Genomic DNA, 16,905 nt, shown 5'->3' with positions numbered 1-16,905 from the left:
GAATTGTTTAAATTTTGTAACAACTTAATATTTATAACTACTACCTGAAAAATGGCAGACAGCAAAAAAGTACTCATTGCCGAAGATAGTTCGGTTATTCAAAATCTAACCAAAAAAATTCTTGAACAGCAAGGATGTGCTATCTCTTCTGTAAAAAATGGAGAACAAGTACTAAGCGCACTTGAAAAAGAAAACTTTGACATTATTCTATTAGATATCAATATGCCTGTTATGGATGGTATGGAGTGTGCAAGACAGGTAAGAGCATTGCCTGATCCGGTAAAAGCCAATATACCATTGGTTGCTATTACAGGAAATGCAAAAAACTATACAATGGAAGAGTTCCAGGCAGTAGGAATCAATGAATATCTACCTAAGCCTTTAAACTTTGATCAGTTGGTGGAAGTTGTAAAAAAGCTCACCAATAAGGCCTGATTTTATACGATTAGTTTAAAGGTCTTCTGAATAATTTAAAGCTTATTTCGGATTTTATCCACTAATAGCACATAAAATAGCAGAACTGTTTATATATTCTATGTACAGTCTGCTATTTTATGCTTTTATACCTCATGAAATATACACCGCAGTTTTTATCAAAGATCGAAGATATCTTTGCAGAGTCTGATTATATACTCCGTTACGAAAAAGGCAACTTCAAAACGGGTTGGTGTGTGTTAAAAGAGACCAAAATAGTTGTTGTCAATAAGTTTTTACCATTAGAAGGACGTATCAATAGTGTAGTTGAGATTCTTAGATCTGTAGACCTGAGCACCGAGAAAATGACAGAGAAAAGTAAAAAGCTGTTCTCTGAGCTAAAAGGAGAAGAGACAAAAGATAAAGAAACAACACCGACTACATCCTAAGCGCAAAACAAATCCTTTGAATATTGCCCTTTTGTAAGATCATAGAGTCTGCCACATTAATTTTTCTATTTGCTTTATGGTTATTACCCTACTCGGCACAGGTACTTCACAAGGCGTTCCGGTAATAGGCTGTGATTGTGAAGTTTGCCGTTCAGTTGACTTTCGAGACAAAAGACTTCGTACTTCCGTACATATACAAACAGATGATCTGAGCCTTGTCATTGATACCGGTCCGGACTTTCGTCAACAAATGCTTCGGGAAAGAATCAATACACTGGATGCCGTATTGTTTACCCATGAGCATAAAGATCACACAGCCGGCCTGGATGATATACGAGCATATAACTTCCGTCAGAACCGGGATATGCCCGTGTATGGTCAACAACGTGTACTGGACTCCCTGCAACGTGATTTTGCCTATGCATTTGCCGAATTCAAATATCCGGGTATTCCACAGATTCAACTTCATACAATTGACGAACATCCTTTTTCTATACAAAATACCACGATCATTCCCATTGATGTACTTCATTACAAATTACCAGTTCTGGGCTTTCGAATAGGTGATTTTTCTTATATTACAGATGCCAACTACATTTCAGAAACAGAGATGGAAAAGTTAAAAGGCTCCAGAGTAATTGTATTTGATGCCCTGCAACAAGAGCCACATCTTTCCCATTTTACGTTGAATGAAGCAGTCGAAATCCTTACAAGATTACAACCAGAAGAGGCGTACCTCACTCATATTAGCCATCGAATGGGACTGCATTCCACAATTAATAAAATGCTGCCACCATTTATTCGAATGGGCTATGATGGAATGAAAATCAGAATGAACAAGAAAATACCTGTATAGCTTTTATCTAGTAATACAACCGTTCATCAATATGTAATTTGATAGTGATCATAGAATCTTTCAAGTTGCATTTAGATAATAAAAACAGATTATCTAAATCTCAAACCACGGATTGCCATCTATGGTATAATACTTGTACAGTAGTTTGCGCAAAACCTTTAACTATTCAATTATCATGAAAAAATCAATTCTGCTTACATTCGCATTTGCCCTGGCATCTATTCTTGCTTTTGGCCAAAATCCTCCTAAAAGCCCACGTATTACATCTGAAAGTAAATTTATTAAAGTTTCCTATGGACAGCCTTCTAAAAGAGGCCGGACTATTTTCGGACCTAATGGCATTGAACCTTTTGGAAAAGTATGGCGTACAGGTGCGAACCAAGCTACTGAAATTACATTTACAAAAGACGGAAAATTCGGCGGAACTCCTGTAAAAGCTGGAACCTATACACTATTTACTATTCCGGAAGAAAAAGAATGGACTGTATTGTTGAATAGCCAGTTAGGTCAGTTTGGAGCATTTGAATATGATAAATATAAGGATAAGAACGTATTGGAAGTAAAAGTACCAGTGAAAAAACTTTCTTCTCCAGTAGAAAAATTCACTATTACACCAAGTGATAAAGATCTGAAAATCGAATGGGACCAGACAAGCGTTGTTGTGCCTGTAAGCTTCTAATCTGAATTACTAAACAAAAAAGGATTCCAATTATTGGAATCTTTTTTTGTTTAATCTTTTATGTGGTCAGGTGTAGGCAAAAACTGTTTCAAGAGTTCCAGAAATGCAGACAGTTCTGCTGTTCTCTCCTGAGCCCACACTAATCGCATCTCTACCTTATCCGGAATGTTGCTCAGCTCCTGATATTTTATATCCAGTTGTATGCCTTTAAGAGTAGATTTTCCCATCAAAGTTATTCCTATTCCTGCTTCCACTAAGCGTAACACACTAGCTGAGTTTGGAGATTCATGCACTGTCCGTGGCAGAAACCCGTGATTCTGAAATATACGTAGTATATTTTCAACATATCCCTGACTCTCCCGCTGTGGGGGTAAAATCCAGTCTTCCTGACAGAAATCCCTCAGGTTGGCTAGCCTATTAACTGTAAACGGATGAGATTGAGGGAGTATCAAAGCGAAGTTTTCCTGATAAATTACCCGACTACTCAAAGCAGGTGGAACAATTGAATTAGGCATAAAGCCTATATCCAGTTCATTGTTCAGAAGCTTTTCACAAATTAGTCTATTGCTAGCTTCTATAAGCATCGTTTTCACCTGAGGAGCCTCTGTTCTCAGTTGTTTTAGTAATACCGGAATCACCGATTGCATAGCAGAACTTGCATGACCAATCCTATACTCCCCAGCCTCTCCTCTGTGAATCTGTCCGGTACGATATGTAACATCTTCTAACTGATGCAGAAGCTTTTCGATATTGTGTTTGAAAAAACGACCTGCTTCTGTCAACTCTATCTTTCGTTTAGTACGATCAAATAATACAGCACCTACTTCTTCTTCCAGTTGTTGCATCTGACGGGTAAGCGCAGGCTGAGCAACAGGAATTTCATCTGCTGCCTTGCGAAAGCTAAGAGTCTCGGCTACCAACAAAAAATTTTGTAATTGATAAATTGTCATGTATATCTGATATCATTTATAGCATCAATCAATCGAAAATAAGTATTTTTTTCGATCAAACAAATGCAATTACTTTGTATGGAAATCAAGCAACTACAACTATGTTATCTACCTCTACATTCCGGTATACTACAGCTACTCTTGTCTGGATAGCCTTTGTTTTATTAACCCTTACATGGGGTAGTTCTTTTATTTTGATAAAGAAAGGCCTGCAAAATTATTCTACCTGGCAGGTAGCTACTCTGCGTTTGGTCTCAGCCTCTGTGATTATGATACCGCTTGCACTGTTTTATATCCGGCAGATACCTAAAGAGAAGATTCAATATATAGTTCTGTCAAGCTTATTAAGTATGTTTATTCCCGCTTATCTCTTTTGTGCCGGACAGACAGGACTTAGTAGCTCTATTGTAGGGGTATTAAATGCTCTCACTCCTGGTTTTACATTTTTGGTGGGAGTGGCATTCTTTCATCAGAAAAGCAAATGGATACAGATAGCTGGTTTACTATTGGGGCTGACAGGTACATTGTTTCTGATACTGATTACAGCACAAGGTACAGTAGTAATAAATGAATATGCGATCCTGATTGTACTGGCAACAATCAGCTATGGTTTCAATATCAATATTATCAAGAACCACCTTTCTTCCATCAATCCTGTTCATCTTACAACAATCACAGTTTCTATCTCAGGTTTACTGGCATTACTTTATTCTATCATTACCCAAACAAATTTATTACAGATCACAACGTCTGAAGAAAGGACTTCCTTCGCTGCAGTCGTTACTTTAGGTGTAATGGGAACTGCATTTGCTCAACTGGTATTCAATAGCATCATTAAGGTTTCTTCTGCAGTCTTTTCCAGCTCTGTAACCTATTTCGTCCCCATTATTGCTGTATTCTGGGGAGTATGGGATGGAGAAGTTCTTTTGCTATGGCATTATCTGGGTATACTCCTTATCATCATTAGCGTGTTCATATTGAATAAAAGTAGGTAACAGAGACAAATCTATTATTATACCTTTACTTGGATAGCTTTAAATTTACCAGAAGAGAGTACTTCTTTTATTCGGACTCGTATAGGTGCCTCGATGTAAGTAGTTATAAAACCAGCTATGAGAATACAGACTATCAAAGAGATTAGTATAGCTATCCAGAAGTTCATTCCTAGCCATAATGTTAATCCCGGAATTAGCATATGTACACCTAAATATTGGTGTATCAGATAAAGAGCATACGAAATCGTACCCAGATACAAAGTTATTGGATTCACAATAAATCTTAGTTTGCCATGAATGAAAGCAATAAACAAAGCGAAATACATTAATAGCATAGTACTATATTGAGCATGTGAAATGAATAATCTTGATTGACCACCATTGTCGTAAAGCCCTATCTGGATAATGCAACAAAGTACTATAAGAGTATAACGCCTTATATAAGACGTTTTCTCTGTAGAGATTCTGAAAAATAGGATTCCAGCATAGAATAAAGGCAAGTGATTAATCAGAGGAAACCAAACATCCAGAATGTGGTATACATTTGGACAAAATGATACCAACACATAATCATAGATAACAACCAATGCCAATCCTCCTATTCCCCACCATTCGACATTTTTTAATTGATTAGAAATAAACAGGACAAGTATAACTACATAGAAAACCATTTCTATGATCATAGTCCAATAAGGTCCATCCAGGTCTGGCACTCCTAAGTAATATTGGAACATAGTCATGTTAGTGGCATATTGCCAGATGGGATACAATCCAATCGTTTTACGACTCAAAATGTATTCTGACAGTAAAACCAATAGAAATGTGAGCGTAACACAGGTCCAATAGGTAGGATACAATCGGGAAAAACGGCCAATTACAAATTTTCTGGCTGTAGCCATTTTGTCAACGCTCATAAAAATGACAAAACCAGAAATGATGAAGAATAAATCAACTCCAGTTACGCCAAGTTCAAAACCCGATAAAGCCTCTTTTCTCCCCATTGTAAAATGGAAGAAAACAACAAGAACAGCAGCCAGACCACGCAATGCGTCCAGCTCAACGTATCGTTTCTTTTGCACAGGATATTTTTATTTAACTTTTATACAGAATAACAGCATTAATAATAAAATATTTAGAAAGTGAACACGCAGATAAGTATTCTTACTAAAAGCAAAAGGGCCTCATTCGATGAGACCCTTTTGTCTATTTTACTGCAAACATATGTTATTTGCATTCCATTTTCTTCATAGGAGTATTGCTATCAAACTTCAGAGCAGCTTTATCCTTAAAAACCATCTTTCCGTCTTTTTCTTCTATATCACCAAAGCCTTCTATCAAATTATTATTTTTTTTCAGGAAAATAACCTCTCTGACAGATTGTACACCTTCAGACATAAAAGCATATTCTGCTAATAAGGTATCACCGTGCATCTGTCCGGTCAAAGAACCTGTATTTTTATCTTTTCCTGATAACTTATACTGCAATGTCCCTGTTACACTGTTGCCAGTCAAAGTAAATTGAGTAGCAATTGTGTCTTTGTCTGTTACATACGAATAACATTCCGTAGTAGAGACAGTTGCAGAATTGGTATCTTCTGTTTTGGTATCTGTCTGAGTTTGTTTAGTATCACACGCTGTAAGGCATAACAAAAAAATGCCTGAAATATAAAAATGACGCAAGTTTTGCATTACAAATTGGAATAAGTGAAAAGTTGAGTTATAAAAATTAAAGTTTTCTTGTAAATCGCATAATAGATACTTCATTCATATAGAAAGTAAGCATATTAGCTGATATAGTATATTTGTTCATTTTCTTTAAAGCATCCATAAAAACTTGTTCCCCTCCTCCCTCACAAAACATACGAGTCATGACAAAAGTATCTGGAAAACGAATAGTTTGATCTTTTATAGTAAACTTTCCTCTAAATGAATTACAACTGTTATTTCCAACTATAGTATGATCATTAGTATTTACGGTGATAGCAGGCTTCTGATTGAGATATAAACTATCAAAAGCAATTTTTACACCTGAAATATAATTTAACTCCCATGTACCATTGAGTGAAGCCAATGACAAAGAATCTGTGGCTGTACTATGATGGTTCCAAGTAAGCTTTTCTGTCAGATACATATAAGGCCCATGAAAGTGATGCACAAATACCTTGTCTTTACTATCCGGATATACCTTGTAATACTCTTCATCTGCCAGCAACACTATGATTGATCCTGTGCGTACATAATTATTGCTACTATAATATTCAGGTGATATATAACCGTTCAAGTTCTTCTTTACCAATTTGTATGCCATTTTACCCAAATAGTTCTGATAGCGTTTTTGAGCTTTAAGAGAAGGTTTGCTCAACCTATTGTACATATAGTTAAGGGCTATCCGCTGAAAAAACTTTTGTTTTCTAATAATCCCTCTGGCATTTGCAAATAGATTGGTTGTATTAAAATCATAGATCGTTTGAACAGAAAGTGGAACTTCTGGTACCCAATCTGCCGAATTAACTACATTATATGCCCAACCATTTTGTGTCATTGCTTCGTATTCATAAGCAAAAAACAAATTTCCCGGTTTAGGTCCTGCACTACAATAGGTCTTAAAACGTATATCTTCAGGTAGCTGCTTATTTTTTTGTAGGCTATACAAGTAGGCTGTCATCAGATAAGCAATACCTCCACCCTGACTATGCCCCATGATCAGCATATCTTTGATTCCCTTTTTATAACAGGAGTCTATTTTGGGCAGTATATCTTTCGATAGAAAAGCAGTACTCACAAGCCATCCTACATGTACTGCAGCTTTTGGATTTGATGCCAGTTCATAAACAAATTTCTCCTTGGCACTTATTTCAAGTTCTCCTTTGGCTGGAACCATAGCGGAATAAAAGTTTGCCAACCAGCTTACACTACTTGCAGCAGTACCTCTGATGCTGATAACACCCACAGAATGTTGTTTATTTACCCATAAATCCCAACGGTTCTCTAACCCAATTACCGGAGAGCGGTACACAAAATCATACTGTTGAGGCTTTGCGATAGCATTACTATAGGTTGTATCACCAAAGCGGGCAGAAACCTTCATTAATTCCATGTATTCTTCTTTATCAAATCCTGGCTTTAATACCTGCGCATAGGATGTCGTTAAAATTATAAATATCAATACAATAGAATTTGTGAAAGCTCGAAACATTTCCTTTTTCATATTGGACAAACTTTACGGATAAATGAACTGTCTTTTTAACTTCCTATCTGATTAATTGTTTTATATTCCTTTAAGAATAGGATACAGTTACTTAGTTAGCCACAAAAAAACCCTGTAGTGTACTACAGGGTCTTACTTTATATAAATCTATTTATTAAGGATTTGGCTTATCACTATTTGTCTTTCCCAATGAATTGATCCAAGCTGCAATTTTCAATGCATCAGCCTTAGGTACCTGTGGCATTGGTGCCATTGGAGTAGCATATCCAGGCCAGTTCTCAGGTTTTGGATTATAGATCAAGTCCACAATCTTTTCATTGGAATACTTACGCTTTGCCACATCTGCATAGGATGGACCTACCACTTTCTTTTCAGCAGAGTGACATGCCAGACACGTATGTTTACGTAATAAGGGCATAATCTCTTCTGTAGTAGGCACTGCCGCAGTTGCAGGTTTTACTTCCTTCTTGGTAGCAGGTTGCGTTCCTGTTTTTGTTGATTTGGCAGGAGTTTTAGAAGTAGCAGGAGTAGTTGCGGCGGCAGCCGAATTTTTCTTACTTACTTCTGCCATATTCAATTTCTCACCAGCAGGGATGGCATTAAGTGTGTAATAAGCAGTAGGGTGTACCAAAGACCATGAATTTTCACGAGTTCTCACACCTTCTAATAACAATTCATGCACATAATACTCACGCAGATTATCTACTACTACACGAACTTTCATTCCATCTTCACTTACTTTTACTCCCTTCACTGTACAACGCTCTTCATTGATGGTTGGACTACCATATACAGGATAGTATTTATATGTAAAGCTTTTTACCTGATAGGAAGCGATGTCTTCAGCAGAAGCTTTGTCTACAGGCATTGTAAATTCCACTTCAAATCCGTCAGGCATAGCACGTACAGCTTTCATTTCAAAAGGCATTTTTCCGTTCCAGATTAAGCGTTGCAGACCTTGATTAGCATCTCCGGCAGATCCCCATCCACGATTTGTCTCACCTACAAACAATGATCCGTCTTTACCCCAGGACATACGAAGTACACCTGACTGGAAACCACTGCGAAAATCAAAAGCAGCACCCTGATATTCTCCGTTTACTTTCTCAAGGAATACCCGCATGATTTTACTTTGACCCTGATCACCTACAAATACCTGACCAGCAAAAGGACCAAACTTACCTACAGTTTCATCTGTGATGATCTCAGAGTTAGAAATACCTAAGACCCCGTGAGGCAACCAAACGGCAGGTGTCTTTAATTGAGGAAAATCTTTTTTGTATGTGAATAATGGAGCCTCTTTTCCTTCACGATTGTTTTCAGGCTTCACAGCACGTCCATTCTGACGAACAAAACGTGGATCTACTTTGGCATACAATTGCTCAGTTGTAACTTTTACAGGCTTGTCTGTTAGTTCATTCACTTGGGTTTGTTTAGCCCAGCGCAAACCTGCGGGGTGGCCTGTAAAATCACCTTTCGCCACATGCCAGATACCACCAGATCCCATCCAGTCACCCTGGTTATCATCATAGAAAAATTCACCATCTATAATACCTATACCGCAAGGAGAGCGCATTCCTGTAGCCCAAGGTTCCATTTTACCATCAGGTGTAATACGCATGGTCCAACCTCTCCAGGGTACACGACTTTCCCCACGCCACCATTCTTCATCTCCAAAGGCTACGTTGCCCGTTACAAAGAAAGATCCGTCAGGAGCTATTTTAGGACCGAAACTATATTCGTGATAGTGTCCGGACAAAGGCCATGCATAGACAGTTTCATAGCTATCTGCTTTGCCATCGCCATTCTTGTCTGTCAGTTTGGTAAGTTCACCACGTTGTGCACAGTATAAAGATCCATCTTTGTATACCAGCCCCAGAATTTCATGCAATCCACTGGCAAACTTTGTAAAGGAAGGATACGCCCCATTGCTCATGTATGGATTCTTGATCACCCATACATCACCCCGGCGGGTAGATACAGCAATATCACCATTAGGCAAGGTAGTAACTCCACCTACTTCCATAACAATTCCTTCCGGAACCGGAATGGTAGCAATTTTATAAAAATCTTCTTCCTTAGGCGATTCCTGAGCCTGCATACTCAATGGTAGCAACACAGCTGCAGACCACCCAATAATATGTTTTAGAAATGTCTTCATATATATTTTGACAAAGCTTTTAATCTTTTAAACAGGTATTTTGAAACGGACATAATTGTATACAAAAATACAAAGAATGTCTGTTACCAAATAATAGAGTAACTGATCTGATTACCAGTTGTTACTGGCATAAGTAATTCCTGACGATTATTTACTGTACGTACTACAGGCTTTACACCAGCAGCATTAGCAAGCTTTATGAAATAAGATTTATCATCTATCAGATAACTACCATCAGGTTGAGCAACAATATCTTTTCCTTCTGCAATACGGCAGTAGAGATTAGTTGCAGATCCTGATACTTTCAGTGTACGAGTCAGACGCTTACCGCCATCTTCCGGACGAGTCATATCTTCTACCTCAGTTCCATAGATACTATATTTGAAAGTTGGAAGGCCTGTTGCATCCAATTCATAACCATGCCCACGATAGTTGGCTTCCGGAGTTAATGAATCTGGCCATGCAGTAGTATTGGTAGGTAATACAGAGAAATTAGGTACATCATTAATTTTCAACGTGCTACCCATTGGATCGGAATGTCCGTCACCCCGGTCATGCCACATAGGCGTTGCATTCAGGAAATCACCTCTCCAGCACTGTACCAGTGCACCATTATTCAGGTCTACTGTAAAGTTAGCACCTTCCAGGCTACCTACAGATACAGCATGTGTAATTCTCTTAGACTTAGTACCTTTTTCAAAATCAATAAAACAACGAACTATTTTAGGCTCTCCTTCCACATTGATCAGAATAGGATTTACAGGAGCATCCAGTGGCAATGAGCTTAATGTATTCAAAGGCATTCTGCGAACATCTGCACCCTCAATAAAAACACCTAACGCTGGTTTCATCCAGGAATCTCTTTTAGCTACCAATACCTCAAAAGTATGATCTCCAGCCGATAGGTCTGTTGTGGCAGAGCGTTCGTTCCAGGTACCAGTCATAGCTAACGGAGCCAGGATCTTCCCATCTATCTTCAAAAGGTTAAAACCATTGATTTGAGTATAGAACGTATATTTTCCGGCAGATTTTACATTGAGCTTACCAGTGTGTCTGATTATATAATCATTGGCAGCAGGCACATTTTCGATAGTTAGATCCTGTGTTTTGCCGCTTTGTACCACCTTAAACTTGGTATCTGCTTTTAAAGTATCACTGGAGAAAGGTCCTTTGCCATAACTGTATTGCAAATCTGACAAAGTTGGGATACTCATACCATACGTTTTGTAATAAATATTACGAAACGCTACCGGACCATGATCTCCCTGGATCAGAATTGGACCTGGTGTTTTCTCGTCTGGAAAAACAGCACCACGAGTAGGGCCTGTTACCTCCACGTTCTCATGAATGACAATTCCATTCAATACAACTCTCAGGAACTTTGCATTTGCCAGTTTATTTCCTGATGCGTCATAACGAGGTGCCTGAAAAGCAACTTCCAAATGCTGCCACAAACCAGGAGCTAAGCAGGCATTGGTACGTGGAGGAATTCCCTGATAGCCTTTTTGTCCTTCAGGTTTGCTGTCATCCCAGCGTTGATAAATCCCTCCACAATCACCATACGAAGGATTCTTTTTACCCCAACTATCCAGGAGTTGTAGTTCATAACGTCCTTGCAGGTAGATACCGGAATTAGACCCTTTAGCCATCATAAAATCCAGCGTCAGGTCAATATCTGCATGGTCAAAACCAAATGTAAGATTAGAGGTATTTTTCTTATCTGGCAGGTTTACCAACACACCTTTGCCTTTGCCGGTTTTTAATGCATTCTCCTGATTCAGATCAGCATTAGCATCACCAGCTATCTGCCAGTTGCTTCCTGTGGGTTTAAAATTGCTTAAATCTTCTAGCGAAAGCTGTTTCATCGGAACATCCTTGTTCTGAGCCAGTAATGCTCCTGAAAGCAATAGGGCACACCCGAACAAACATGTCTGACGAATGTTTACGAATGAAAACTTCATCATACAGTACAATTGTGAAATAAACAGTAGAAGGGATGGAAATATAGATTAAGAGCTGAAAGGTACAACATTCTCTTGTTTTGCAAAAAGAAGATTTGACGAAATATTCACTTTTAAATAAAATATATCTACAAATGATGTACTTTCAACAAAATAATTTAGCATTAATCTTTACTTAGTAGAAAACATAGATACTTGTTATCGTTGTGTTTTCCATTTACTTTTTTGAGAATTAGTAGTTGTCTGCTGTATAGTGCTTTTGCGGGTATTCTGCGTTTGGAGCAATTGGCTAACCAGCAATGCAGCTATTTCAGCTTCTTCTTCATTAGCATCTGTTTGTAACAAATCCGGTGTAAAGTATTTATTCACAAAGTTTGTATCAAAACTGCCATCCAGAAAAGCAGGATGTTCCAAAACAAATCTGCAGAATCCCAGTGTGGTTTCTATTCCCGTAATCTGATATTCATCAATAGCCCGCTTCATTCGGTCAATAGCTTCAGTACGATCTTTTCCGAAAGTAATAAGCTTTGCAATCATAGGATCATAGTAAATAGGAATACTCATTCCCTGTTCAAATCCGTCATCTACTCGTACCCCTGCTCCCTGAGGACGAACATAGGTTACTAACTGACCAATGTCCGGGAGAAAGTTATTCTTAGGGTCTTCTGCATATACACGCACTTCCACTGCATGACCATGAATGTGAAGGTCTTCTTGAGTAAAAGATAGTTTTTCACCTGCAGCTACTTTAATCTGTTCTTTTACCAGATCCACGCCTGTGATCTGCTCAGAAACAGGATGCTCCACCTGAAGACGGGTATTCATTTCCAGAAAATAGAAATTCAGGTCTTTGTCTACTACAAATTCAACAGTACCTGCTCCATAGTAATTACAGGCCTTTGCTGCAAATACAGCAGCCTGTCCCATTTTTTCGCGTACTTCAGCGGTTAATACAGCAGATGGAGCTTCTTCGATTACTTTTTGATGGCGACGTTGTATGGAACATTCCCGTTCAAACAGGTGAACGATATTCCCATGTTTGTCACCCAATACCTGAATTTCAATATGCTTGGGAGAAGTTATGTATTTCTCAATAAAGACCGATCCATCACCAAAAGCGGCAGTTGCTTCAGAAATAGCTCGCTGCATCTGTTCTTCCAGTTGAGATTCTTCTTCAACCAATCTCATTCCTTTCCCCCCTCCTCCGGCACTAGCTTTAATCAATACAGGATAACCAATTCTTGCAGCTTGCTCTATAGCAATTTTGACCTCACTTACAGCAGACGGAATGCCTGGCACCATAGGTATGTCATATTTTGCGACAGCATTCTTCGCAGCCAGTTTACTTCCCATCACTTCAATAGACTCTGGTGAGGGTCCAATAAAAATCAACCCATTGTCTTCAACCAACTGTGCAAACTTTGCGTTCTCAGATAGAAAGCCATATCCAGGATGGATGGCATCTGCTCCACTTTGTTTGGCTACTTCAATAATCTTTTCCATCTGCAGGTAAGACTGAGCCGAAGGAGGTGGTCCTACACAATAGGCTTCATCAGCTGCCCGAACATGCAAGGCCTTACGGTCAGCCTCCGAATAAATGGCGACAGTAGCAATACCCATTTCCTTTGCAGAACGAATAATCCGTAAGGCAATTTCCCCCCGATTGGCAATAAGAATTTTCTGAATAGACATACAAAACTACCGATTTATTGATAAGCAAAGATAGTATTGGATTCTGGGGATGCAAGACAAAACTTTTAGGAACATAAGAGATTCTCTTTTATATACTTAAAATTTAAAATGCTCTGTTTCATGGAAAGTCAAAATATATACTAAGCAAACCTACCTACAAATCATACACTCAAAACGATGCCAGTTCTCTATGAATTTCAAGTTTTATACAAATACACTTATTAAAATTAATACTTTAATTAGCTATTTATGTAACTTTATGCTGTAATTACTAGCCTCATTCATTTAACAATAACTTTATTATTTCTATTTACACTCTGACCGGAAATGGAATCTGTAGAAAATATTCAATCAATTTATCCTATCATTAGGCTTTATCTTCATACAGCTTTCTGATTCACATATATGCTGTAAGGGATATTAACAGTACCTATATCCCTTTACTTTACTTCACAGACAACCAATCCTATCGTTTAACCTTTATAAATAAAAAATATAACTACGTCCGCACAAAGCAACTATTTATGCGTCTTACCTTTACTATACTTATCCTTTTATCTTCATTCACCACATTTTCACAGGTAAAGATCCAGAATCTTTATTTTAACAGTACTCAAAATATTCTCCGGCTTAATTTTGCAAACCTTCCTCCCACCCCAACATATACAGGTATTGCAGGTATTAGTAAAAGTACAACCGAACCTGAAATTGCAGAAGGTATTGCTCATGTGGAGGATACGGAAGGTAACGTAATTATTTGGGTAAATTCCAATGGAGTATATGACAAAACTGGTACACTTATGCCTGGATCTGCAAGTATTTTAGCAGATCCATCTTCAACTGAGATTGTAATCTGCCCTGTACCCAATACCACTGATCAATTTTATATTTTCTATAACAAAAAATTGTGTTCAACCTTATTGTATGCGATTGTAGATATGAAGCAACGCAATGGATTAGGAGATGTAACTACTCAAAATAATCCCATTGATGTAGCCAATACCTATGCAGAAGGGCTTGAGGTCATAAAAATCCCATGTAGTAATGAATACTGGCTTATTGCCTATCAATGTAGTATAGGCTTTAAACGGTTTAGGATTGGTATTGCGGGTATTGGAACAGGTACTTTGGTGCAATCTCTTACGATTACTAACAACAATACAGAGGCTAATTATGAAGGACGTGGAGAATTAGACTATCACAACGGAAAAATTGGTTACTCCATTTCATCGAAAAACAGAGCATATATTGCTGACTTTAATCCAACAACAGGTTCTCTTTCAAATGGCAAACTCCTATCATTCATTTCTGGGGTAAATAAGTCCAATGATGGTATGTATGGCGTTGAGTTTTCGCCGGATGCAACCAAAGCCTACTTTACAGACTGGAATAACAGGGATATCTTTGGAGATATTGCTTCAAACAATTTGTTTCAGTATGATTTTGTTACTCAACAAATACATTCCTGGCTTATTCCTTACCAAACATGTTCCCTTAGCCAAAGTGAGGTAGAAGGATTAGGACAAATAGAACTGGGAAGAGATGGAAAACTGTACATTCCACATGTAAAGGGTTGTCAGATTACAGTAATTGATAATCCTAATTCAACAACTCCAACTTTTAGCACAATTGATGTCAATACGGTATTATCAACAGGCGTATCTGATCATATTCAATCCGAAATTTTTGTTCCTGTAAGTCTCGCAGCCAGCAAAACATCAATCTGTAAGGGAGAAAGTGTTACACTTACTGTCACAGGTAATACCAGCACGTATCGATGGTCTTCAGGAATAACAGGAAACTCTTCATCTGTAGTTGTAAGTCCTGAATCACAAACAACATATACTGTTTATGCGCTGAACCAATATGGATGTGAAGATTCATCGTCTGTTACTATCAAGGTGAAAGATGTCACCTCAGAAATTTCTGTAACGACACCCCCTTCAGCTTGCAGCCTTACCTCAGTCACACTTACAGCTCCAGCCAATATGGATTTGTATAAATGGTATCTAGATGGCCAATTACTCAATAATCAAACCCAATCCTCTCTGGTTGCTACTCAAAGTGGTTCTTACAAAGTAATTGTATCATCAGATGATTGTGTAGCAGAATCTGATGAAATGGTTATAGAACTTGATACAGGTAAGTTAAAAATCTCCAATCTGATTACACCAGATAAAGATGTAAATCATAAAAATGAGACGTTCAAAATTATAGGTACTCGTAGTACACTCAAACTTATCATTTGCAATCGTTGGGGACAAGAAGTGTATATAAGCTCTCATTACCAAAATGATTGGGCTGCGGATAATTTACCAGATGGACTTTATTATTATTATGTGAGTAGTGCCGAAAATTGTTTTCCACCGCAGAAAGGCTGGCTACATGTCTTACGTGGCCCTCAGAATTAAGTTGTATAGTGTAAAAATAAACCCCTGTGTAGACAGGGGTTTATTTCATAACAGATTCAGAATGTTCTTAGAATCTAAATCCAAAAGCAATGGAGCGTAAATCAGGACCATGCTCTTCTGTAAATAAAGGATTCAGATCATACTTGAAGAAAATATCAATTCCTCTGATACCTACCAATGCCTGCACACCATATCTGACATTATTCAGATAAAAGTTGCTGGTTTCGTGATCTTTCTTGCCATCAGAATCTTTTATTTTAGAGTAACTATGTAGCCTGTATCCAACAAAACCTCCTACCCCAAAACGAAATGATCTGCTGGAGTGTCCGAATTGTAATACAGGCATTACAGGTATACTTGCATAGATAGAAGTCAGCTTTGACTTTTTCAGATCTTTTACATTCGACCCGTCCAGCACTTCCACAAATTCTACACCAGTAACCCCTTTTTCAATTCGTGTATTGCTGTCAAACATATAGTTATAAAAACTAGCTTCCAATCCATAGGTAAGCGACAAAGGACTGCGACTACCACCAATACGTGTTTTATAAATATGGGATATGGCTACATATCGTGACCCTAAAGGCCTCAATGTATAATTAAGGTTCTGTTCTGGAAATTTGCCATCTCCTGTCAGGTAGTTATCTAATCCCAGATCAAAATACCATTCACTACTAGTACGTTTGCGTTTATATACTCTAGGCTGAGAATTAGAAGTAGAATCACCACTACCTACATCTCCATCTTTTCCTCCGATTCGTATGGAAAAAGTGGACTCTCCTCTTTCGGTGTCTTTTATAGTCACTTGATTATCCCGAACCAATACAGTATCTCCATTCATTACAAAGCTGGTATCTTTTCCTGCTCTGGTATCTGTCTTTTCCTGAATCTCAATAACCCTGTTCACCAATGCATTCAGGTCATAATTTCTTAGTGCCTGTAGTTCGGCTTTATCAGTTGTCTGAATAGCAATACGTGTTTTCTTACCTAAAAGGATAATAATTGAATCCCTTCGCTCTTCAGGAAATGAATTAAAAGCCATTGCTGTACTCATCACTCCCCAAAATAATGTAACAAAAATTAACCGTTTCATAGTTGTAGATAGAATTGTGTTTAGTCCTTCTTTCAT

Annotated in this window: 14 protein-coding genes; 6 read left to right on the top strand and 8 right to left on the bottom strand. The window is 38.0% G+C overall.

Annotation, left to right across the window (positions count from 1 at the left end; genetic code table 11):
- Window positions 1-51: 51 nt before the first annotated feature.
- The 4 genes from QNI22_RS36150 (at window position 52) to QNI22_RS36135 (ending at window position 2,398) form a co-directional block, all read left to right on the top strand.
- Entirely contained in the window at window positions 52-435 is a 384-nt protein-coding gene (locus tag QNI22_RS36150) for a response regulator (protein WP_314518993.1), read from the top strand.
- A 134-nt stretch (window positions 436-569) separates the two neighbouring features.
- Complete coding sequence (locus tag QNI22_RS36145; protein WP_314518992.1) at window positions 570-863, top strand: hypothetical protein; 294 nt, start codon at window positions 570-572, stop codon at window positions 861-863.
- 76 nt (window positions 864-939) lie between these two features.
- Window positions 940-1,719 (top strand): MBL fold metallo-hydrolase, encoded by a 780-nt coding sequence (locus QNI22_RS36140; protein WP_314518990.1) that lies wholly within the window; start codon window positions 940-942, stop codon window positions 1,717-1,719.
- A gap of 175 nt (window positions 1,720-1,894) precedes the next feature.
- Complete coding sequence (locus QNI22_RS36135) at window positions 1,895-2,398, top strand: DUF2911 domain-containing protein (RefSeq protein WP_313977681.1); 504 nt, start codon at window positions 1,895-1,897, stop codon at window positions 2,396-2,398.
- 50 nt (window positions 2,399-2,448) lie between these two features.
- On the opposite strand, the gene QNI22_RS36130 is transcribed toward QNI22_RS36135, so the two are convergent.
- Entirely contained in the window at window positions 2,449-3,348 is a 900-nt protein-coding gene (locus tag QNI22_RS36130) for a LysR family transcriptional regulator (protein ID WP_314518988.1), read from the bottom strand.
- Between the two features lie 101 nt (window positions 3,349-3,449).
- On the opposite strand from QNI22_RS36130, the gene QNI22_RS36125 reads away from it, so the two are divergent.
- Window positions 3,450-4,343, top strand: coding sequence for a DMT family transporter (locus QNI22_RS36125; protein WP_314518986.1), 894 nt, complete (start codon window positions 3,450-3,452; stop codon window positions 4,341-4,343).
- 17 nt (window positions 4,344-4,360) lie between these two features.
- Here the strand turns inward: QNI22_RS36125 and QNI22_RS36120 are convergent, their stop codons facing one another.
- The 6 genes from QNI22_RS36120 to accC all read right to left on the bottom strand — a co-directional run bounded on the left by QNI22_RS36120 (window position 4,361) and on the right by accC (window position 13,365).
- Entirely contained in the window at window positions 4,361-5,422 is a 1,062-nt protein-coding gene (locus tag QNI22_RS36120; protein ID WP_314518984.1) for an acyltransferase family protein, read from the bottom strand.
- A gap of 145 nt (window positions 5,423-5,567) precedes the next feature.
- Window positions 5,568-6,023 (bottom strand): hypothetical protein, encoded by a 456-nt coding sequence (locus QNI22_RS36115; RefSeq protein ID WP_314518983.1) that lies wholly within the window; start codon window positions 6,021-6,023, stop codon window positions 5,568-5,570.
- Window positions 6,024-6,069: 46 nt separating this feature from the next.
- On the bottom strand, window positions 6,070-7,551 hold the full coding sequence (locus QNI22_RS36110) for a lipase family protein (protein ID WP_314518982.1): 1,482 nt from the start codon (window positions 7,549-7,551) through the stop codon (window positions 6,070-6,072).
- A 154-nt stretch (window positions 7,552-7,705) separates the two neighbouring features.
- Window positions 7,706-9,712: a DUF7133 domain-containing protein gene (locus QNI22_RS36105; protein ID WP_314518980.1), complete on the bottom strand. Its 2,007-nt coding sequence runs from the start codon at window positions 9,710-9,712 to the stop codon at window positions 7,706-7,708.
- An 83-nt stretch (window positions 9,713-9,795) separates the two neighbouring features.
- On the bottom strand, window positions 9,796-11,676 hold the full coding sequence (locus QNI22_RS36100; RefSeq protein ID WP_314518978.1) for a 3-keto-disaccharide hydrolase: 1,881 nt from the start codon (window positions 11,674-11,676) through the stop codon (window positions 9,796-9,798).
- A gap of 195 nt (window positions 11,677-11,871) precedes the next feature.
- Window positions 11,872-13,365, bottom strand: coding sequence for an acetyl-CoA carboxylase biotin carboxylase subunit (gene accC, locus QNI22_RS36095; RefSeq protein ID WP_314518976.1), 1,494 nt, complete (start codon window positions 13,363-13,365; stop codon window positions 11,872-11,874).
- Between the two features lie 524 nt (window positions 13,366-13,889).
- Here accC and QNI22_RS36090 point away from each other — a divergent pair.
- Window positions 13,890-15,776, top strand: coding sequence for a T9SS type B sorting domain-containing protein (locus tag QNI22_RS36090; protein ID WP_314518975.1), 1,887 nt, complete (start codon window positions 13,890-13,892; stop codon window positions 15,774-15,776).
- A 67-nt stretch (window positions 15,777-15,843) separates the two neighbouring features.
- Here QNI22_RS36090 and QNI22_RS36085 read toward each other — a convergent pair whose 3' ends face one another.
- Window positions 15,844-16,869 (bottom strand): outer membrane beta-barrel protein, encoded by a 1,026-nt coding sequence (locus QNI22_RS36085; RefSeq protein ID WP_314518974.1) that lies wholly within the window; start codon window positions 16,867-16,869, stop codon window positions 15,844-15,846.
- Window positions 16,870-16,905 lie beyond the last annotated feature (36 nt).

Origin of the sequence: Xanthocytophaga agilis (assembly GCF_030068605.1) — a bacterium.
Lineage (GTDB): Bacteria > Bacteroidota > Bacteroidia > Cytophagales > 172606-1 > Xanthocytophaga > Xanthocytophaga agilis.
The sequence above is the reverse complement of the archived record's forward strand: the minus strand, read 5'-3'. Positions and strand labels throughout refer to the sequence as shown.